Source organism: Dyella sp., from assembly GCF_051962475.1.
Taxonomy (GTDB): Bacteria; Pseudomonadota; Gammaproteobacteria; order Xanthomonadales; family Rhodanobacteraceae; genus Dyella_A.
The window spans coordinates 1-19,766 of record NZ_JBQCCF010000010.1 but is presented as its reverse complement, the minus strand read 5'-3'; the positions used below and the strand labels follow the sequence as shown (position 1 = coordinate 19,766).

General features: G+C 68.0%; 14 protein-coding genes and 1 rRNA gene. 8 read left to right on the top strand and 7 right to left on the bottom strand.

Annotated features, from left to right (window positions below):
• The first annotated feature begins 43 nt into the window (after positions 1-43).
• Complete coding sequence (gene pepN, locus ACTHJF_RS01265) at positions 44-2,680, top strand: aminopeptidase N (protein ID WP_440265460.1); 2,637 nt, start codon at positions 44-46, stop codon at positions 2,678-2,680.
• A gap of 137 nt (positions 2,681-2,817) precedes the next feature.
• On the opposite strand, the gene ACTHJF_RS01260 is transcribed toward pepN, so the two are convergent.
• Positions 2,818-3,003 carry a hypothetical protein gene (locus ACTHJF_RS01260; RefSeq protein WP_431635206.1) on the bottom strand — a complete coding sequence of 62 codons (186 nt, stop codon included), beginning with the start codon at positions 3,001-3,003 and terminating at the stop codon, positions 2,818-2,820.
• Positions 3,004-3,596: 593 nt separating this feature from the next.
• Between ACTHJF_RS01260 and mnmG the strand changes: the two genes are divergently transcribed.
• The 4 genes from mnmG to ACTHJF_RS01240 all read left to right on the top strand — a co-directional run bounded on the left by mnmG (position 3,597) and on the right by ACTHJF_RS01240 (position 10,759).
• The gene (gene mnmG, locus ACTHJF_RS01255; protein WP_440265459.1) at positions 3,597-5,471 is read left to right on the top strand and encodes a tRNA uridine-5-carboxymethylaminomethyl(34) synthesis enzyme MnmG; all 1,875 of its coding nucleotides are present in this window, start codon (positions 3,597-3,599) and stop codon (positions 5,469-5,471) included.
• Between the two features lie 59 nt (positions 5,472-5,530).
• Positions 5,531-6,301, top strand: coding sequence for an RDD family protein (locus ACTHJF_RS01250; RefSeq protein WP_440265458.1), 771 nt, complete (start codon positions 5,531-5,533; stop codon positions 6,299-6,301).
• Between the two features lie 157 nt (positions 6,302-6,458).
• Entirely contained in the window at positions 6,459-8,789 is a 2,331-nt protein-coding gene (locus ACTHJF_RS01245; protein ID WP_440265457.1) for a Tex family protein, read from the top strand.
• 119 nt (positions 8,790-8,908) lie between these two features.
• Positions 8,909-10,759: an autotransporter outer membrane beta-barrel domain-containing protein gene (locus tag ACTHJF_RS01240; RefSeq protein ID WP_440265456.1), complete on the top strand. Its 1,851-nt coding sequence runs from the start codon at positions 8,909-8,911 to the stop codon at positions 10,757-10,759.
• Positions 10,760-10,862: 103 nt separating this feature from the next.
• Here the strand turns inward: ACTHJF_RS01240 and ACTHJF_RS01235 are convergent, their stop codons facing one another.
• Positions 10,863-11,756, bottom strand: coding sequence for a YbaY family lipoprotein (locus tag ACTHJF_RS01235; RefSeq protein ID WP_440265455.1), 894 nt, complete (start codon positions 11,754-11,756; stop codon positions 10,863-10,865).
• A gap of 319 nt (positions 11,757-12,075) precedes the next feature.
• Between ACTHJF_RS01235 and ACTHJF_RS01230 the strand changes: the two genes are divergently transcribed.
• The gene (locus tag ACTHJF_RS01230) at positions 12,076-12,684 is read left to right on the top strand and encodes a helix-turn-helix domain-containing protein (protein ID WP_440265454.1); all 609 of its coding nucleotides are present in this window, start codon (positions 12,076-12,078) and stop codon (positions 12,682-12,684) included.
• A gap of 57 nt (positions 12,685-12,741) precedes the next feature.
• Here ACTHJF_RS01230 and glyS read toward each other — a convergent pair whose 3' ends face one another.
• On the bottom strand, positions 12,742-14,889 hold the full coding sequence (gene glyS / locus ACTHJF_RS01225; protein ID WP_440265453.1) for a glycine--tRNA ligase subunit beta: 2,148 nt from the start codon (positions 14,887-14,889) through the stop codon (positions 12,742-12,744).
• The gene (gene glyQ / locus ACTHJF_RS01220; protein ID WP_440265452.1) at positions 14,886-15,794 is read right to left on the bottom strand and encodes a glycine--tRNA ligase subunit alpha; all 909 of its coding nucleotides are present in this window, start codon (positions 15,792-15,794) and stop codon (positions 14,886-14,888) included. Before glyQ ends, glyS begins: the two co-directional genes overlap by 4 nt.
• A 98-nt stretch (positions 15,795-15,892) precedes the next feature.
• Here glyQ and ACTHJF_RS01215 point away from each other — a divergent pair, with 98 nt between their 5' ends.
• Positions 15,893-17,713, top strand: coding sequence for a GspE/PulE family protein (locus ACTHJF_RS01215; RefSeq protein WP_440265451.1), 1,821 nt, complete (start codon positions 15,893-15,895; stop codon positions 17,711-17,713).
• Positions 17,714-17,724: 11 nt separating this feature from the next.
• Positions 17,725-18,504: a glutamine amidotransferase gene (locus ACTHJF_RS01210; protein WP_440265481.1), complete on the top strand. Its 780-nt coding sequence runs from the start codon at positions 17,725-17,727 to the stop codon at positions 18,502-18,504.
• On the opposite strand, the gene ACTHJF_RS01205 is transcribed toward ACTHJF_RS01210, so the two are convergent.
• From ACTHJF_RS01205 to rrf, 3 genes are all read right to left on the bottom strand, one after another.
• Positions 18,475-18,801 carry a DUF1820 family protein gene (locus tag ACTHJF_RS01205; RefSeq protein ID WP_440265450.1) on the bottom strand — a complete coding sequence of 109 codons (327 nt, stop codon included), beginning with the start codon at positions 18,799-18,801 and terminating at the stop codon, positions 18,475-18,477. The genes ACTHJF_RS01210 and ACTHJF_RS01205 overlap by 30 nt on opposite strands.
• A 9-nt stretch (positions 18,802-18,810) precedes the next feature.
• On the bottom strand, positions 18,811-19,494 hold the full coding sequence (locus tag ACTHJF_RS01200) for a rhomboid family intramembrane serine protease (RefSeq protein WP_440265449.1): 684 nt from the start codon (positions 19,492-19,494) through the stop codon (positions 18,811-18,813).
• Between the two features lie 140 nt (positions 19,495-19,634).
• Positions 19,635-19,747: ribosomal RNA gene (rrf, locus tag ACTHJF_RS01195) — 5S ribosomal RNA — on the bottom strand.
• Positions 19,748-19,766 lie beyond the last annotated feature (19 nt).

Sequence of the window (19,766 nt, the reverse complement as noted above, 5' to 3'; positions counted from 1 at the left end):
CCCGCCATGTTAGCCTGATCGGCCCCACCCCAGCCGTCCCGCCATGTCCGCACGTCCCGACACTTCCGCCGCCCCGATCCACCTGCGCGACTACGCCCCGCCCGCCTGGTGCGTGGAGTCGGTCGAACTGAACTTCGAGCTTGGTATCGACACCACCGAAGTCACCGCCCAGCTGCACCTGCGCGGCGACGCCAATGCACCGTTGCGACTCGACGGCGAAGGCCTGGAGCTGCTCGCGATCGCTCTGGACGGCCAGCCGCTGGAGGCCGGCGCCTGGCGCTACGCCGACGGCGTGCTGGAAGTGGACGGCGCGCGCGATGGCAGCGTGCTCAGCACGCGCGTGCGCATCCATCCGGCCGCCAACACGGCGCTGGAAGGCCTGTATCTGTCCGGCAGCCGCGAGGCCGGCTTCCTGCTCACCCAGTGCGAGGCGGAAGGCTTTCGCCACATCACCTTCTTTCCCGATCGACCCGACGTGCTCACCCGCTACACGGTGACCCTGCAGGCCGAGCGCGCGCGCTTTCCCATCCTGCTGGCCGGCGGCAACCCGGACGGTGCCGGCGAGCTGCCGGACGGTCGCCACTGGGCGCGCTTCGTCGATCCGCATCCCAAGCCCTGCTACCTGTTCGCGCTGGTCGCCGGACGGCTGGAGAAGATCGAGCGCGACTACCGCACCGGCGAAGGCCGCGCGGTGAAGCTGGTGATCTGGTCCGAGGCGAACGTGATCGACAGCTGTCACTACGCGATGGATGCGCTCGAGCGCTGCATGCGCTGGGACGAGCAGGTGTATGGGCGCCAATACGATCTGGACGTGTTCCACGTCGTCGCCACGCACGACTTCAACATGGGCGCGATGGAGAACAAGGGCCTCAATATCTTCAACGCGAAGTACCTGCTGGCCGACCCGGATACCACCACCGATGACGAATACAAGGCGGTGGAGGCGGTGGTGGCGCACGAGTATTTCCACAACTGGAGCGGCAACCGGGTGACGTGCCGCGACTGGTTCCAGCTGTCGCTGAAGGAAGGGCTCACGGTGTTCCGCGAGCAGCAGTTCTCCGCCGACATGAACTCGGCCGCGCTCAAGCGCATCGAGGACGTGGCCCTGTTGCGCCGCGCGCAGTTCCCCGAGGATGCCGGCCCGCTGGCCCATCCGGTGCGCCCGGCCGAGTATCGCGAGATCAACAACTTCTACACCGCCACCGTCTACGAGAAGGGCTCGGAGCTGGTGCGCATGCTCGCCGGCAAGCTGGGCGCGGACGGCTTCCGCCGCGGCATGGATCGCTACTTCGAGCGCAACGACGGCCGTGCCGCCACGATCGAGGATTTTCTCGCCGCGCTGGGTGAGGCCAACGATCTCGATTTGACGCCGTATCTCGCCTGGTACGGCCAGGCCGGCACGCCGCGTCTGCGCGCGCGCGGACAGTTCGATGCCGCCGCCCGCCGCTACACGCTGATCCTGTCGCAGCACACGCCGGCCACCGCCGGCCAGCCAGAGAAGCAGCCACTGCCGATCCCGGTGAAGCTGGCCCTGTTCGACCGCAACGGCCGCATGCTGCCGCTGCGGATGGACGGCCAGACGGAAGCGCACGAAACGGTGGTGGTACTCGACCAGGCTGAGCGCGCGTTCACCTTCGAACAGGTCGAGCATGCGCCCGTGCCGTCGCTGCTGCGAGGCTTTTCGGCCCCGGTGATCCTGGACTGCGACTACGCCCCGGCCGACCTCGCCCTGCTGCTGACTCACGATCCGGATGGCTTCAACCGCTGGGAAGCCGGCCAGCAACTGGCCGTGCTGGCGTTCGACGACTGCCGGCGCGACGGGCAGACGGCCGTGCAGGCATGGTGCGGCGCGCTGGTCCAGCTGTTTGCCGACCCTGCGCTGGACCCCGCCCTGCTGGCCGACCTGCTCACGCCGCCGGGCGAGGTGGAGCTGGCCGAGCGCGAGCAGGAGGTGGACCCGGCGCAGATCCACGCCCTGCGCCAGCGCCTGCAGACGCAACTCGCCACGACGATCGGCGCGGCCACCCTGGCCCAACGCCTGGCGGCGCTCCATGTTGCCGGCCCGCTGCGGCTGGACGCGGTCGCCAAGGCCCAGCGCCGGCTCAAGCGGCGGGTGCTGGAATTGCTCGCCCTGGTCGATGCCCCCGCGGCCCAGGCCCATGCCGATGCCCAATACCGCCAGGCGCAGGGCATGACCGATCGCCTGACGGCGCTCTCGGTGCTGGTGCGCACGGAGGCGGATGCGGCCACCGCGGCGCTGGCCGATTTCCGGCGTCGCCATGCGGACAACCCGCTGGCGCTGGACAAGTGGTTTGCCGTGCAGGCGCAGGTGCCGGGCGGGCGGGCGCTGGAGCGCGTGCGCGCGCTCGAGAGCGACCCTGCGTTCACGCTCAAGAATCCCAACCGCGCCCGCGCCCTGCTGGGCACGTTCGCCAGCGGCAACCCCAGCGGCTTCCACCGCGCCGATGGCGCCGGCTACGCGCTGCTGGCCGAGCGCCTGGTGGCGCTCGACGCGCTCAACCCGCAGGTCGCCGCCCGCGTCGCTACCGCCTTCAACGGCTGGCAGCGACTGGAGCCGGTGCGGCGCGAGGCCGCCAGGGGGGTGCTGACGGGCCTGGCCGCACGGCCGGAGCTGTCGCGGAACCTGGCGGAAATCGTGGCAGGCGTGCTGAAGAGTTGATCGTGTCGCTGGGCGGGGACGCTTGCCGTCCCTCGCGGGCCTTCGGCGCGGCGGAGTAGAGCGCTACTCCACGCCGTACCGAAGGCTGCCGTACCGAACGCTGGCCGTACCGAGTGCCGGCACTGCCCGGTACTGCTTCAGGCGCTGAGCTGGTGCAGCTGTTCGAGCAGACGGTGGCGACGCGACTCCAGGCGCGGACGAAGCGTGCTGCGCTCGCGCTCGCTGCGGCGCTCCAGTTGCTCCATCGCCATCTCGACGCGGCCGATCTCCATCCACAGGTCGTGCTGCTGATAGACCGGCTCGAAGTTGAAGTTCAGATCCATGATGCGTACCCCCTCAGGTGTTGCGTTTGACCCGACAGGGGGAATGCATTCGCCGTGCCAACAATGTGACGTAGATCACAGGTCAGATGTGCGCTTGCCACCGAAACTGACGTATCGCGTCAGGTGCTGCCGCGAAGAGGCCAAAACGGCCATTTCAGTCACACCGGGTTCACGCGTGCGAGTCAATCATCAGCCCCACGTCATCGACGTTCTAGGTCGCCCGCACCGTCCGATTTTTCGGTTTCTGGCGTCCGGCAACACGGTCATCCTGGATTCCCCCTGTTCCTGAGACCGCCGGACGCCAGATCTCTTAAAACGAAGCCCCGCGCCAACCGGCGCGGGGCTTTGTCTTTTGTGGATCCCACAAAGGGAGACGGCGCCCGAAGGCGCCGTCATTGCTTCCTTTCCCGGCACGCGGCGGAACCCCTGTCGTTCCGTCTCGGCGCGCATCGATTGCGCAGCGTCTGCCCGTGAAAAGTGCGTGGGAAATTGTGCACGAATCGTGCCAGGCATTTCCAAACAGGCGCATCGCCTGACGCCGACTTACCATATCGCCCAACCACGTCCACTTTTGGACCAAGCAGGTCAGTTCCATGCGTCACCCGACACCCTACGACGTCATCGTGGTCGGCGGCGGCCACGCCGGCACCGAAGCGGCGCTTGCCGCCGCGCGCACTGGCGCGCGCACGCTGCTGCTCAGCCACAACATCGAGACGATCGGCCAGATGAGCTGCAACCCGGCCATCGGCGGCATCGGCAAGGGACACCTGGTGAAGGAGATCGACGCGCTGGGCGGCGCCATGGCCCGCGCGGCCGACCGCGCCGGCATCCAGTGGCGCACGCTCAACGCCTCCAAGGGGCCGGCCGTGCGCGCCACCCGCTGCCAGGCCGACCGTGCGCTTTACAAGGCGGCGATCCGCAGAATCGTGGAAACCCAGCCCTACCTCGACCTGTTCCAGCAGGCGGTGGACGACCTGATCATCGAAGGTGGCCGGGTCACCGGCGTGGTCACCCAGATGGGCCTGAGCTTCCATGCGCCGGCGGTGGTGCTCACCGCCGGCACCTTCCTCGCCGGCAAGATCCACATCGGCCCGGCGCAGTACGCCGGCGGCCGGGCGGGCGATCCGCCGGCCAGCACGCTGGCGCAAAAACTGCGCGAACTGCCCGTGGCGGCCGACCGCCTGAAAACCGGCACGCCGCCGCGCATCGACCTGCGCAGCATCGACTTCAGCGGACTGGAGGAGCAGCCCGGCGACGATCCGGCACCGGTGTTCTCCTACCTGGGCTCGCGCGAGGAGCACCCGCGCCAGGTCAGCTGCTGGATCACCCATACGTCCGAGCACACCCACGAACTGATCCGTGGCGCGCTGGACCGCTCGCCGCTGTACAGCGGCCAGATCGAGGGCATCGGGCCGCGCTACTGCCCATCCATCGAAGACAAAGTGGTGCGCTTCGCCGAGAAGAGCTCGCACCAGGTGTTCATCGAGCCCGAAGGACTGGACACCTTCGAGATCTACCCCAACGGCATCTCCACCTCTCTGCCGTTCGACGTGCAGCTGGCGCTGGTGCGCTCGATCAAGGGCTTCGAGCAGGCGCACATCACCCGCCCCGGCTACGCCATCGAATACGACTACTTCGATCCGCGCGGCCTGCAGCCGTGGCTGGAGACCAAGGCGATCGGCGGGCTGTACTTCGCCGGCCAGATCAATGGCACCACCGGCTACGAGGAAGCCGGCGCGCAGGGCCTGATCGCCGGCCTGAACGCGGCGCTGGCGGTACAGGGCAAGGCGCCTTGGTATCCGCGCCGTGACGAGGCCTATATCGGCGTGCTGATCGACGACCTCACCAGCAACGGCACCATCGAGCCATACCGCATGTTCACCTCGCGCGCCGAGTACCGGCTGCACCTGCGCGAGGACAACGCCGACCTGCGCCTGACCGAGACTGGCCACGCCTTGGGCGTGGTACCGACCGAGCGCTTCGACGCCCTGCGCGCCAAGCGCGACGCGGTCGAGCGCGAAACCCAGCGGCTCGGCGCGCTGTGGGCTGCGCCGAACAACGCGCTGGGCGCGGCGATCGAGCGGCATCTGGGCATTGCGGTGAGCCGCGAGACCAACGCGCTGGATCTGCTGCGCCGGCCCGAGCTCGATTACGCCCAACTCGCCTCGGTGCCCGAACTGGGCCCCGCCGTCGAGCACGAACACGTCGCCGCCCAGGTGGAAGTACAGACCAAGTACGCCGGCTACCTGGAACGCCAGCGTGAGGAGATCGAGCGGGCGCGCCGTCACGAGCACACCGCCATTCCGGCGGCCTTCGACTACGACAAGGTGCGCGGCCTGTCCGCCGAGGTACTGCTAAAGCTCAAGCGCGTGCAGCCGGCCACGCTGGGCCAGGCCTCGCGCATCAGCGGTGTCACGCCGGCGGCGATCTCGCTGCTGCTGGTGCATCTCAAGCGACGCGCCGCCTGACGCCGTCGCGCGTCGTGGCATCATGCCGCTTTGCCACCGACGCGCGAGGATCACCCGGCATGGATATCTGGATCGGCCGCAACGGCGAACGCCATGGCCCGTACAAGGAAGCGGATGTGCGTCAGTGGTTGCGCAGCGGCGAGGTGGCCGGCGACGACCTGGGCTGGCACGACGGCCTGGCCGACTGGCAGCCACTATCGACGCTGTTTCCCGATGAGCTGAACCGTCCGGCAGCCGCCACGCCGCCACCGATGGCGGCCTCGCCGTTGCCCCCGCTCACCACGGTGGCGCTGGAGAACTACGCCGGCTTCTGGAAGCGCTTTCTCGCCTACATCATCGATGCGCTGGTGCTGTATATCCCGAACAAACTGATCATGGACGCGATGGGCGCGGAAGCGGCGCAGGCACGCCTCAGCAACGCGATGCAGGCCGCGGCCGGCAATGTGCAGGCAGCGCTGGCCGCCTACAGCCAGTTCTATTCGGAGATCGGCAACGCCACGCTGGTGACCGGCCTGCTAGCCTGGCTGTATTTCGCACTGTGCGAGAGCTCGGCCTGGCAAGGCACGCTGGGCAAACTGGCGCTCGGCATCCGGGTGACCGACCTGCATGGCGCGCGCATCAGCCTGCCGCGCGCGCTGGGCCGTTATCCGGCCAAATTCCTGAGCGTGTTCACCCTGGGCTTCGGCTTCCTGATGGCTGGCTGGACGCGCCGCAAGCAGGCGCTGCACGACATGGTGGTCAGCACCCTGGTTCTGAACGGTCGGGCCACGGAATTCCAGCGATCGGAAACGCCGCATCAGCGCGGCACGCCCGGCCGCTTCGACGCCTGATCGCGCGCCCTTCGCCCCTCCGACGCCGCGGCCTTGTCCGCGGCGTTTTCCTTTGCGGCACGGTGCGCCAGGCCGGTGCGAGCCACTTGCTATGATCGCCCGCTTGTTTCGTTCGTCGGCGCGCCGCGCCATAGCCCCAAGGAAGTCACGCTCGACCATGCTCAGCATCGAACAACGCATTGCCCAGGACATCGCCGCCAAGCCCGACCAAGTGCGCGCGGCCGTGGATCTGCTCGACGGCGGCGCCACCGTGCCGTTCATCGCGCGCTACCGCAAGGAGGCCACCGGCGGCCTCGACGACACCCAGCTGCGCCTGCTCGAAGAGCGCCTGCGCTACCTGCGCGAACTGGAGGACCGCCGCGCCGCGGTGCTCGCCAGCATCGAGGAACAGGGCAAGCTCACCGACGCACTGAAGGGCGACATCCTCGCCGCCGACACCAAGGCGCGGCTGGAAGACCTTTACTTGCCGTACAAGCCCAAGCGTCGCACCAAGGCGCAGATCGCCCGCGAGGCCGGGCTGGAACCGCTGGCGCTGGGCCTGCGTGAGGATCCCACGCGCGATCCGGAGATCTTCGCCGCCGACTTCGTCGACGCGGACAAGGGCGTGGTCGACGTCCGCGCTGCACTGGACGGGGCGCGCGCGATCCTTATGGAAGCCATCGCGGAGGACGCCGCGCTGGTCGGCGAGCTGCGCGACTGGCTGTGGGACAAGGGCCAGATCCGCGCCAAGGTGGTCGAGGGCAAGGAGAACGAAGGCGCCAAGTTCCGCGACTACTTCGACCATGTCGAGCCGATCGGCAAGATTCCCTCGCACCGTCTGCTGGCACTGATGCGCGCGCGCAACGAAGGCGTGATCGAGCTGGAACTCATCCCCGCGCTCGATCCCGAGCAAGGCCACGCCGAAGGCGAGGGCCGCGTGGCCGCGCATGCCCGTATCCTCGATCGCGGCCGCGCCGCCGACGCCTGGCTGCGCGAGACGGTGCGCCTGACTTGGCGCGTGAAGCTGCACCTGCACCTCACGCTCGATCTTTTCGGCCGCGTGCGCGAAGGCGCTGAGGACGAGGCGATCCGCGTGTTCGGTGACAACCTCAAGGACCTGATGCTGGCCGCGCCGGCTGGCGCGAAGACCGTGATGGGACTGGACCCGGGCATTCGCACCGGCGTGAAGGTGGCCGTGGTCGACCCCACCGGCAAGCTGCTGGCTACCGATACCATCTATCCGCACGAACCGCGGCGGCAGTGGAACGAATCGCTGGCGTCGCTGGCCCGCCTGTGCCAGAAGCACGGCGTGGACCTGATCGCGATCGGCAACGGCACCGCCTCGCGCGAGACCGACAAGCTGGCCGGCGAGCTGATCAAGGGCCTGGCCAAGAGCCACCCCGAACACAAGCTTTCCAAGGTGGTGGTGAGCGAGGCCGGCGCGTCGGTGTACTCGGCCTCCGAGACCGCCGCCAAGGAATTTCCGGAGCTGGACGTGAGCCTGCGCGGCGCCGTCTCCATCGCGCGCCGCCTGCAGGATCCGCTGGCCGAGCTGGTGAAGATCGAGCCCAAGGCGATCGGCGTCGGCCAGTACCAGCACGATGTCAACCAGGTGAAGCTGGCGCGCGCGCTGGACGCCCGCGTGGAGGACTGCGTGAACGCGGTCGGCGTGGACGTGAATACCGCCTCGGCCGCCCTGCTCTCGCGCGTGGCCGGCCTCACCGCCTCGGTCGCCGAGAACGTGGTCAAGCACCGCGACGCCAACGGCCCGTTCCAAAACCGCAAGGCGCTGCTGAAGGTACCGCGCCTGGGCGACAAGGCGTTCGAGCAGTGCGCCGGCTTCCTGCGGGTGACCAGCGGCGACAACCCGCTGGACGCCAGCGCGGTGCATCCGGAAGCGTACCCAGTGGTCGAGCGGATCATCGCCCAGTGCGGCCGCGAGGTACGCAACATCATCGGGGACACGGGCTTCCTGCTCGGCCTCAAGGCCGAGCAGTTCATCGACGAGCAGTTCGGCGTGCCAACCGTGCGCGACATCCTCAAGGAACTGGAGAAGCCCGGCCGCGACCCGCGCCCAGAGTTCGTCGCGCCGAGCTTCGCCGAGGGCGTGGAGGACGTGAAGGACCTGCGCCCCGGAATGATCCTAGAGGGTCGCGTCACCAACGTCGCCGCGTTCGGTGCGTTCGTCGACATCGGGGTGCACCAGGACGGCCTGGTCCACGTCTCGGCACTGTCGCATACGTTCGTCAAGGACCCGCGCGACGCGGTGAAGGCCGGCGACATCGTCAAGGTCAAGGTGATGGAGGTGGACCTGCCGCGCCAGCGCATCGGCCTGTCGATGCGGCTGGACGACGAGCCGGGACAGAGCCGCACGCGGCCGGCCGCGGGTGGCAGTGAGCCGCGTCGCGACAACCGCGGGCCGCGTCCCGGTGGCGGCGCACCCAAGCCCAGCGCCCCGCCCGCAAACAGCGCTTTCGCCGACGCCCTGCTGCGCGCCAAGCAGCGCTGAAAGGGTCCCGCCGGAGCGCATGCGTCGTTGCGATGCAACGCAGCATGCGCTCCGGTATGGAGTGGATTACCGTAACTCGGTCATAACAAAAAGCCGTCCCGGCTCAGGAGCTTCACGACATGCCCCGTACCCGTCTTCTTGCCGGCGCCATCGTCGCCGGCCTGCTGGCCAGCCAGGCTGCCAGCGCCACCGATTTCAGCCAGGTCGTCGTGTTCGGCGACAGCCTCAGCGACGCCGGCAATATCTCGCTGGCCAGCGCCCCGCAGATCCAGCCGCCGCTGCGCTTCACCACCAACCCCGGCAAGACCGCCGCCGAGCTGGTCGCCGATGGCCTGGGCCATCCGATCACCGCCTCGCTCGCCGGTGGCACCGACTTCGCCTGGGGCGGCGCGGGCCTGGTCAACAACGTCGCGGCCGTGCCGACCCTGCCGCAGCAGCTGGGCATGTACCTCACCGCCACCGGCGGACAGGCCGATCCGAATGCTCTCTACCAGGTGTGGGGCGGCGCGAACGACATCTTCTACCTGACCGGCACCTCAACCGACTCGACCGTGCTGGCCACCGGTACCGCCAACGCGGCCATCACCGAAGTGGGCATGCTCGGTCAACTCAAGGCCGCCGGTGCCAACTACGTGGTGGTGTACAACCTGCCGGACCTCGGCAAGACGCCATCGGCCGCCGCCCAGGGCGCCGCCGCTTCCGTCGGCGCTACGCAGTTGGCCGTGCTCTACAACAGCACGCTGAGCAGCGGTCTCTCGCAGCTGAGCAGCCAGGGGCTGAACGTGGTGCCGGTAAACACCTACGGGCTGATCAATGAAGTGATCGCCAACCCGGCCGCCTTCGGCTTCAGCAACGTGACCGACGCCGCCTGCGGCCTGGCCGCCAGCTCAGTGCAGTGCGGCCCGCAGGGCGCCGGCCTGCCCTACAGCTACGCGGCGGGCACCGACGAAAGCTACCTGTTTGCCGACGGCGTGCATCCGACCGCGGCGGCGCATCGCCTGCTCTCGCAGGTGGTGCTGGCCGAGTTGGCGGCGCCCGGCCAGATCTCGCTGCTGGGCGAAGCGCCGCTGGCGTCGTCCGCAGCGCAGTACCGCGCCATCCGCAACGAGATGCTCGCCGACAGCCAGGGCAGCGACACGCGCATGTTCGCCGCGATCGACTACGGCCAGCAGCGCTTCGACGGCACCAGCAGCTCGCCCAAGACCAGCAGCGACAACGTCAACCTCACGCTCGGCGCCGACGTGCGCACCAGTGAGCACACCACGGTGGGCGTGTCGCTCGGCGTGGGCCAGAGCAAGGCCGACTTCAAGGGCAATACCGGTGGCTACAAGCTGCAGGACATCTCCGGCCAGCTGTTCGGCATGTACAGCAACGGCGGCGGCTATGTCGGCGGTTTCGCCAGCTTCGGCCAGTCCAACTTCAAGGACATCGAGCGCCGCATCCAGCTCGGCCCGTCGCTGCGCATCGAGAGCGGCAAGGCCGACGGCTCGCACCTGGGTGGCGGCGTCGAGGGCGGTTGGTGGTTCGACATGGGGTCGTCGCTCAAGACCGGCCCGTTCGCTCACGTCGAATGGCAGTCGATCAAGGTCAACGGTTACACCGAGGGCGGCAACGACTCCACCGCGATGTACTTCGGCCGCCAGCAGCGCGATGCGCTGATCAGCGAGCTCGGCTGGCGCCTGATGGGCTCGTGGAAGGTGAACGACCTGCAGATGGCGCCGTTCGTCGAGCTGGCGTGGAACCACGACAGCAAGGCCGACCCGCGCAGCGTGCGTGCCGGTCTCAACAGCATGGGCGGCAGCTTTGCGCTGTCGGGCTACACGCCGGACAAGACCTGGGGCAGCGCCAACATCGGCCTGTCCGCGCAGCTCACGCCCAGCGTGACCAGCTGGATCGCGGTCAACAGCCGCTTCAGCGACAGCACGCAGAAGGACAACAGCGTGAACCTGGGTTTCAAGGTCGCGTTCTGATCCTGCCGTACCGGGCATGAAAAAGGCCGTCCGCGATGCGGACGGCCTTTTTTTCCTGCTTTCAGCGTTCCGGCCCCGGGGTACGGGAGCCGGCGCGAATCGCTTACTTGCCGGCGAGCTTGAGGATCGCCTCGGCTTGGCTCTTCAGGCTGGCCGCCTCGTCGTCGGACAGGTCGCTGGTCTTGCCGCCGCTCACCACCTGCTTGAGCACCGGCTTGCCGTCCACGTCCCAGCTCACGCGCTCGGTGGCGGTCGGCTTGGCGTCCTTGCTGGACTTCTTCTGCTGCACGGCGACCCAGGCCTTGCCGGTCTTGTAGGCGTAGTCGGTCTCGGTGAAGCCCTTGTCGCCGTAGTCGACCTGCTCACGGATGAATTGCACCTGGCCTTCCTTGCGGAACACCTGCCAGCCGCGCGAAGCATCCTTCTCCAATTTGGTGCCGGACTTGATCTTCATGCCGCCGATCTGCTTCTTCAGATCCTCGAACGCGGCCAGGTCTTTCTCGGCCGGGGTCTGCTGGGCCACCAGCTGGATGTTGACCTGGTTGCCGGCGCCCTTGGTCAGCACCGGCGCCTGCAGAGGCATCTCGTAGGTGCGCTCGCCATCGACCAGGTTGGCCTTCACCACGTAGAGGTTGTTCGGATTCACGTCGGCCGGGTTGTACTCCAGCTCGAAGCTCACCGGGAACGCGCCCACCGGCGAGATCGTCTTGGTCGCCAGCGGGGCCGGCGCCGCCGCCGAAGCGGCCGCCGCATCCGCGCTGCTGGCACCGGCGGTCGCAGCAGAGACGTCCACCAGGCTGACCTCCAGCTTCGCCTGCGGCGACAGCTGAGCCGGCTCGCGCAGGGTGATCTGGCCGGTCACCTTGTTACCCGCCTGCGGCGCGGCAGCGGCGGCGCCATCGGCCTTTTCCGGCGCCGGCTGAGACGAAGAAGAGTTGTTGCAGCCGGCCAACGCCAGCGCAGCCACCGAAACCAGCGACCAAATTACCTTGCGCATCGTGGAACCTCATCAAACGATCTTTAACGGGCACGAACCTCGCCTGACGCCGATGCGCCACGCAAAGCACCGCGGGGGAAGTGGTCAAGCTTAGCCCATAAAAGACGAAAGGGAAAAGTCAAGCGCCAGTCGGCCCCCTTGCCATGCGGCCGCCCGGCCCAAAAGGAGGGCGCCGCCGCGGCCCGGCACATGCGCGCGCATGAAAGATTCGCGACACTTTTGTCACGCTATCTTGCAGTGTCAGGCAGTGTTACCCCAACGTTTCCGCAACTGGCGCACCGGATGGCGCACGGCGGTACCTTTCCTTGCAGGCACGCCCATGAACTCTCGTCAGCACCCCGCGTCCTCCCAGGCCGCACCGCTGGACCACCCCGCTCCGGGCACGGTCAGCCCGGTCGGCAGCTTCGCCGACCGTATCCGGCTGCTGATCCAGCGGGTCGGCAGCGCCACCGAGATCGCCCGCATGTGCGGCTTCTCCGAAGGTGTGGTGCGCAGCTGGCGTGACGGCAACAGTGATCCCTCCCGCGCGCGCTGCGTGACGCTGGCGCGGACACTGGGCATCTCCCTGGTCTGGCTGGTGGCCGGCGAGGGCACGATCCAGCCGGAAGTGCGCGGCGGCCTCGGTGAAGAGCAGTCCACCACCGAGACCCGGCCGAACCGGCTCCGCAGCGGCCCGCTGGCGAGCAGCGCGCCGGAGACGGCATCCATGTACGCGATGACCGACGCCCGCCGCGTCGAGGCCGCACGCGCCATCCTGCGTGCCAGCCTGTCGCTGTCCGGCGGTGAGCTCGATGCCGCGGAGCAGGAGCAGTGCCTGGGCGAGCTCTACGAAATCATGGGACCGGGCGGCACGCAGATCGACGCCAGCGCCCTGCTCGCGTTCCAGCAGCAGCTCGCGCAGCGCCTGCGCCGCGAAGCCATCGCCTGAACCGCCGGTCCGTGGGGGGGAGGGTGATGGACCCTCCCGCCCACGGCCACGTTGGGTTCACAGCAGGGCGATGTCCGCCACCGCGCTGAACTGATCCTTGAGCCTGGCCAGCAAGGCCAGGCGGTTGGCGCGCACGGCCGCGTCATCGGCGTTGACCAGGACCGAATCGAAGAACGCATCCACGGGCGGCTGCAGCTGCGCCAGGCGCTCGAGCATGCGTCCGTAGTCACGCTCGGCCCAGGCCGCGGCGTTGTCGCGGTCGGCCGCCGCCAGGGCATCGGCCAAGGCGTGTTCGGCGGGCAGTTCGAAGCGCGAGGCATCGACGACGGCGCTGGCGACCGTGGCGCCGGATTCCTCGACCTGCTTGCGTAACAGGTTGGCCACGCGCTTGTTCGCCGCGGCCAGACTGGTGGCCTCCGGCCGCCGGGAGAAGTCGGCGACGGCACGCAGGCGGCGATCGAAGTCGGCCAGGCTCGCCGGCGCCACCGCCAGCACGGCTTCGAACGACTGGCTGTCGAAGCCGCGTTCGGCGTAGTAGCCGCGCAGGCGATCGAGTACGAACTCGTGCAACTCGCGCTGCAGGGCCGCACGGCGCGCTCCGGCATCTAACGGCGCCGGCTGGCCATCCTTGGCCGGCTTGATACCGGCCGCCAACGCGGCCTCGGGCAACAGCTCCAGCGCCTCGGCGAATGCCGCCTGCAGATCGAGCTCGAGACCCGCCTCTACCAGCGTGCGCGCCAGGCCCAGCGCAGCGCGACGCAGGGCGAACGGATCCTTACTGCCACTGGGCTTGAGGCCCACGGCGAAGATGCCGGCCAGCGTGTCCAGCCGTTCGGCCACCGCCACAATCTGGCCAACGGCATCGGCAGCGATCGCGTCGCCGGCGAAACGGGGCTGGTAGAAACTGTCCAAGGCGTCGGCGACGGCCGCGGGCTCACCTTGACGGCTGGCGTAGTAGCGGCCCATCACGCCCTGCAACTCGGGGAACTCGCCGACCATGCGGGTCAGCAGATCGCACTTGGCCAGGCTGGCGACGCGTGTCGCCGCGCCGGCGTCCACGCCGACGCGGCTGGCAATGACGCGCGACAGCTCGGCCACGCGCACGGTCTTGTCCCACAGGCTGCCCAGCGACTGTTGGTAGGTGACGTTCTTCAGCGCTTCCTGATAGCCCGCCAGTGGCGTTCTCAGATCCTCGTCCCAGAAGAACTTGGCATCAGCGAAGCGCGGGCGGATCACCCGCTCGTAGCCCTTGCGGATCTCGGCCGGATCATGCGACTCGACGTTGGCGATACCGATGAAATGCTCGGTGAGCCGGCCCTCGGCATCGAACACCGGCACGAACTTCTGGTTCGCCTCCATGGTGGTGACCAGCGCCTCCGGTGGCACCGCCAGGAACTCGCGCTCGAAGGTGCAGGCGATCGCCACCGGCCACTCGGTGAGGTTGGCGATCTCGTCCAGCAGGGCCTCGTCCAGCCGCGGCGCGCCACCGGTCTGGGCGGCGACGCGGGCCACTTCGTCGCGGATGCGGTCACGGCGGGCCGCCGGATCGGCGATCACCTTGGCGGCGAGCAGCGCGTCTTCCCAGCTGTCGGCGTCCACCACGTGGATCGGCTGCGGACGCATGAACCGGTGCCCGCGCGACTTGCGGCCGCTGACCAGCCCCATCACCTCGCCATCGACAATCTCCGAACCATGCAGCATCACCAGCCAGTGCACGGGACGCACGAAGCTGTAGTCGTGGTCGGCCCAGCGCATCGGCTTGGGAATCGGCAGCGCCTTGAGCGCCTCGGCGACGATCTCCGGCAACAGCGCAGCGACCGGCTGGCCCGGCTTCACCGAGCGGTAGACGAACCACGCGCCCTTGTCGGTCTCCAGCCGTTCCAGCGCGTCGACTTCCACGCCGCACGATTGCGCAAAGCCGACCAGCGCCTTGGCGGGCTGGCCGTTCGCATCGAGGCCGGCACTCACCGCCGGACCGCGGCGTTCGATAGTCTGCTCGGGCTGGGTCTTGGCGACCGCCGGAATATGGACGGCCAAACGGCGTGGCGTGGCGAAGGTCCGCGCGGCATCCAGGCCGGCGTCGATGCCGCGCCGGGCCAGGCCGTCGCAGATGCCGCGCGCGAACGCGCCGGCCAGTTCGTCCAGCGCCTTGGGCGGCAGTTCTTCGGTGCCCAGTTCGATCAACAGCGACTTGGCGGCGCTCATGCAGCCTGCTCCTGGTTCGTCTTCAGGCTCGGAAAACCGAGCTTCTCGCGCTGCGCCACGTAGGTCTCCGCCACCGCGCGGGCCAGCGTGCGCACGCGCAGGATGTAGCGCTGACGCTCGGTGACGCTGATCGCCCGACGCGCGTCGAGCAGGTTGAAGGTGTGGCTGGCCTGCATCACCTGCGCGTAGGCCGGCAGCGGCAGGGTGGCGGCGATCAGCTGGTTGGCGGTGGCGTCGCATACGTCGAACCAGCGCAGGAGCTCGGGCACGTTGGCGTGCTCGAAGTTGTAGGTGCTCTGCTCGACCTCGTTCTGGTGGAACACGTCGCCGTAGGTGACGACGCCGCGCGGGCCGTCGGTCCAGATCAGGTCGTAGACGTTGTCCACGTTCTGCAGGTACATCGCCAGGCGCTCGAGACCGTAGGTGATCTCGCCGGTCACCGGGCGGCACTCCAGGCCGCCGGCCTGCTGGAAGTAGGTGAACTGGGTCACCTCCATGCCGTTGAGCCACACCTCCCAGCCCAGGCCCCAGGCACCCAGCGTGGGCGATTCCCAGTTGTCTTCGACGAAGCGCAGGTCGTGCACCAGCGGATCGAGCCCCAGCTCCTTCAGCGAGCCGATGTACAGATCCAGGATGTTCTCCGGGTTCGGCTTCATCACCACCTGGTACTGGTAGTAGTGCTGCAGCCGGTTCGGATTTTCGCCGTAGCGGCCATCGGTGGGACGGCGCGACGGCTGCACGTAGGCTGCCGACCACGGCTCCGGCCCGAGCGAACGCAGGAAGGTGGCGGGGTGGAACGTGCCGGCGCCCACTTCGGTATCGAGTGGCTGCAGCAGCACGCAACCCTGTGCCGCCCAGTAGCGGTTGAGCGTCTGGATGACGTCCTGGAAGGTACGCGCGGACATGGCTTTCCGTGACCTGGCAATAAAGCGCGTTAGTATAGCCGCGACCGCATGGCAGCTCGCTTTCCCGCCCTGCCGAACGCCCGGAGTGAATCCCGCCCATGGCAGCATCCCCGCACAGCACGCCCCTGCTCGGCCGTCGCGGCCGGCTGGAACTGGATGAGACCTTGGCGGCGCTGGTGGTGGATGGCTATCTGCTGGCCGAGGATGCGCGCCAGGTGCGCATGGGCAGCCGCGCCGGACGCAGCACGGTGGAACTGCATCCGCTGGTGGTGATCGCCAACGCCAAGCTGGCGAACCAGCGCGAACCGGGCCGCCCACTGGGCCTGGAGACCCTGACCGAGTGGCTGGCCACGCAGGCCGATCTGCCGTATCTGAAGATCGATCCGATGAAGATCAACGTGGCCGCGGTGACCCAGACGGTCAGCATGGCCTACGCCCAGCGCCACCGGATCCTGCCGGTGGCGGCGAGCCCCGGCGAGATCACCTTCGCCACCTGCGAACCGTTCGACAGCGGCTGGGCGCGCGACCTGGCGCAGATGCTCCGGCGCGACGTGAAGCGCGTCGTGTCCAGTCCGCTGGACATCAACCGCTACCTGCAGGAGTTCTACGGCGTCCAGCGCTCGATCCAGCTGGCGCAGGACGCCAAGGCCGCCGGATACGACAGCTCGGCGATCCTCAACTTCGAGCAACTGGTGGAGTTGGGCAAGACCGGCGAAGTCGGCGCCGACGACCGCCACGTGGTGCACATCGTCGACTGGCTGCTGCAGTACGCGTTCGAGCAGCGCGCCTCGGACATCCACCTCGAGCCGCGCCGCGAGGCCGGCCACATGCGCTTTCGCATCGACGGTGTGATGCACAAGGTGTTCGAGCTGCCGCCACCGGTGATGACCGCGGTGACCTCGCGCATCAAGATCCTCGCGCGCATGGATGTGTCGGAGAAGCGGCGGCCGCAGGACGGTCGCATCAAGACGCGCTCCACCTCCCTGCGCGAGGTGGAGCTGCGTATCTCCACCATGCCCACCGCCTTCGGCGAGAAGGTGGTGATGCGCATCTTCGATCCGGACATCGTCTCCAAGAGCTTCGAGCAGCTGGGTTTCTCGCCGATGGAAGACAGTATCTGGCGCGCCATGGTGGAGCGGCCGCACGGCATCGTGCTGGTCACCGGCCCCACCGGCTCGGGCAAGACCACCACGCTGTATTCGACGCTCAAGCATCTGGCCACGCCCGAACTCAACGTCTGCACCGTGGAAGACCCGATCGAAATGGTCAGCGGTGAGTTCAACCAGATGCAGGTGCAGGCGTCGATCGATCTCGATTTCGCCGCCGGCGTGCGCACGCTGCTGCGGCAGGACCCGGACATCATCATGGTGGGCGAGATCCGTGACCTGGAGACCGCGCAGATGGCGGTGCAGGCCTCTCTCACCGGCCACCTGGTGCTGTCGACGCTGCACACCAACGATGCGCCCAGCGCGATCACCCGCCTGCTCGATCTGGGCGTGCCGCACTACCTGATCCAGTCCACCCTGACCGGCGTGGTGGCGCAGCGGCTCGTCCGCACATTGTGCGCGCATTGCAAGGCACCCGAGCCGCAGGATCCGGACGAATGGGAAGCGCTGACGCATGGCTGGGCGATGCCCTTGCCGGCGACGGTCTATCGCCCGGTCGGCTGCCTGGAGTGCCGCAGTACCGGCTTCATGGGACGCACCGGCATCTACGAGATGCTGCAGTTGACCCGCCCGCTGCGGGCGCGGATCTCCAGCCAGCTCGATCTGGCCGCGCTTTCGGCGGCGGCCCTGAAGGAGGGCATGCGGCCGCTGCGCATCTCCGCCGCCGATCAGGTCGCGCAGGGGTTGACCACGGTGAAGGAAGTGCTCACCGTGATCCCGCCGATCGACCACGACGCCGACCATTCCCACTGAGCTTGCGCGGGATGCCACGCCCCGTCCTGATCATCCGCACCGGGCGCGCACCGGACCCGATCCGCGCACGTCACGGCGATTTTCCGCACTGGTTTCGGCTGGCCACGGGCGTGGCCCGCGATCGGCTGCTGGTCGTCGACGTCGCGGCGGGAGAAGTGCTACCCAAGGCCACGGAGGTCGCGGGTGCCTTGATCACCGGCTCGGCAGCCATGGTGACCGAGCGGGCCGGGTGGAGCGAACGCACCGCAGGCTGGATCCGCGACGCCATGGACCACGCGCTGCCGATGTTCGGCGTGTGCTACGGCCACCAGCTCATGGCGCATGCGCTGGGCGGTCGCGTCGCCTATCTCCCCGGCGGGCGCGAGATCGGAACGATGGCGATCGAGCGTCTGCCCGGCGCCGCTGATGACCCGTTGGCAGCGTCACTGCCCCAGTCGTTCCGTGCGCACACCACGCACGAGCAAAGCGTGCTCGAAGCGCCCGTTGGCGCGCAGGTGATGGCGCGTTCCGCGCGCGATCCTCATCATCTGTTGCGCTACGGGGCGCATGCGCTGAGCGTGCAGTTCCATCCGGAGTTCAACGCCGAAGTGATGCGCGCGTACATCCATCGCAAGCGCCATGACGTGAGGCGGGAAGGCGGGGATCCGGACAGCATCTTTCGCGCCGTCGCCCCGACGCCTTGGGCACGGCAGTTGCTGCGTCGGTTCGCGCGGCATCACCGGCTGTCCGACACACCGGCCGCCAGCACGCCGGAGCGCGAATCAATGACGAGGGCGGGGCGGCAACGGTAGCGGGGTCACCTTCTGCCCATCGCCCGCGTCGCGGATCGCGAGCGAACCCAGGCGCTCCACTTCTTCGATCCGGATGACAGCCTGCATCGGAAGATGCAGTACGCGGATGTCCTTGAACTCCTCCCGCAAGCGTTCTTCGGTGGGATCCACCAGCAGGCCCTCGCCGGCCGCTTCGAAGACCAGTTCTCCCACCTCGGTGAATCCCCACAGGGCACTGCTCGCCACATGGCGCGCATACAGCTCGTAGGATTTACCCAGGTGCAGGAACGTTACCTTGTAAAGCTTCTTCGTACGCATGATCACTCGCTACTTGCGCATGCGGCGGACGATCGCATCGCGCGAGAGGCCACCGAATACGACACCAAACAGAAAACCCGCGATGTGCGTCCACCACACCACCGCCCCATAGCTCGGACCGGCATAGCTGAAGAGGAACTGCAGAAGCACCCAGATGCCGATCAGCAGGTACGCCGGCACCCGGACGAACTCGAAGTAGAGCCCCAGGGGAAGCACGAGCCCCAGTCGGGCGCGCGGAAACAGGGCCATGTAGGTGCCCAGCACAGCCGACACGGCGCCGCTGCAGCCGATGATCGGGCGCAGCACACCGGCAAGTGACAGCGCCCCGATGAGATTCGACGCCATGCCACCAAGCACGAACAGGGCGAGGAAGCGCAGTGAGCCCAATGAGCGCTCCGCCGGCAGGCCGAAGATCGCCAGAAACAGCAGGTTGCCCAGCAAGTGCGTCCATTCCACATGGATGAACAGCGCCGTGAACAAGCGCAGCAACGCCGGATCCACCAGTTGGGGCAGGATCGGCAGATGTATGTCGAAAATGTTTGCCGGAATCGTGCCCCACTCGAGAAGCAGGGACACCCGCCGCGGCGCGGGCGTCAGCGCAAGGCTGACAAAGACCAGCACACAAAGGGTGACCAGCAGCAGTGTTGCCCACTGCAGCCGCGTGCGCCGGCGATTTTCAACGTGGACGAACATGCGTGTTACTCGGCATACTGCGAATGGACAGAGCAGCAGTATTCCATGATGCCGGCCAAGAGGGCCCGGGCTCCGTCTCAAAGCCCTCAATCAAGGCCAAAAAAAACCCCCTCGGCTGAGGGGGTTTTTCAGTATGAGGTCCCTGGCGGTGACCTACTCTTGCATGCGGATGCACACTACCATCGGCGCAGCTGCGTTTCACTTCCGAGTTCGGGATGGGATCGGGTGGGACCACAGCGCTATAGCCGCCAGGGAAAAAGTGGGGTCAGCGC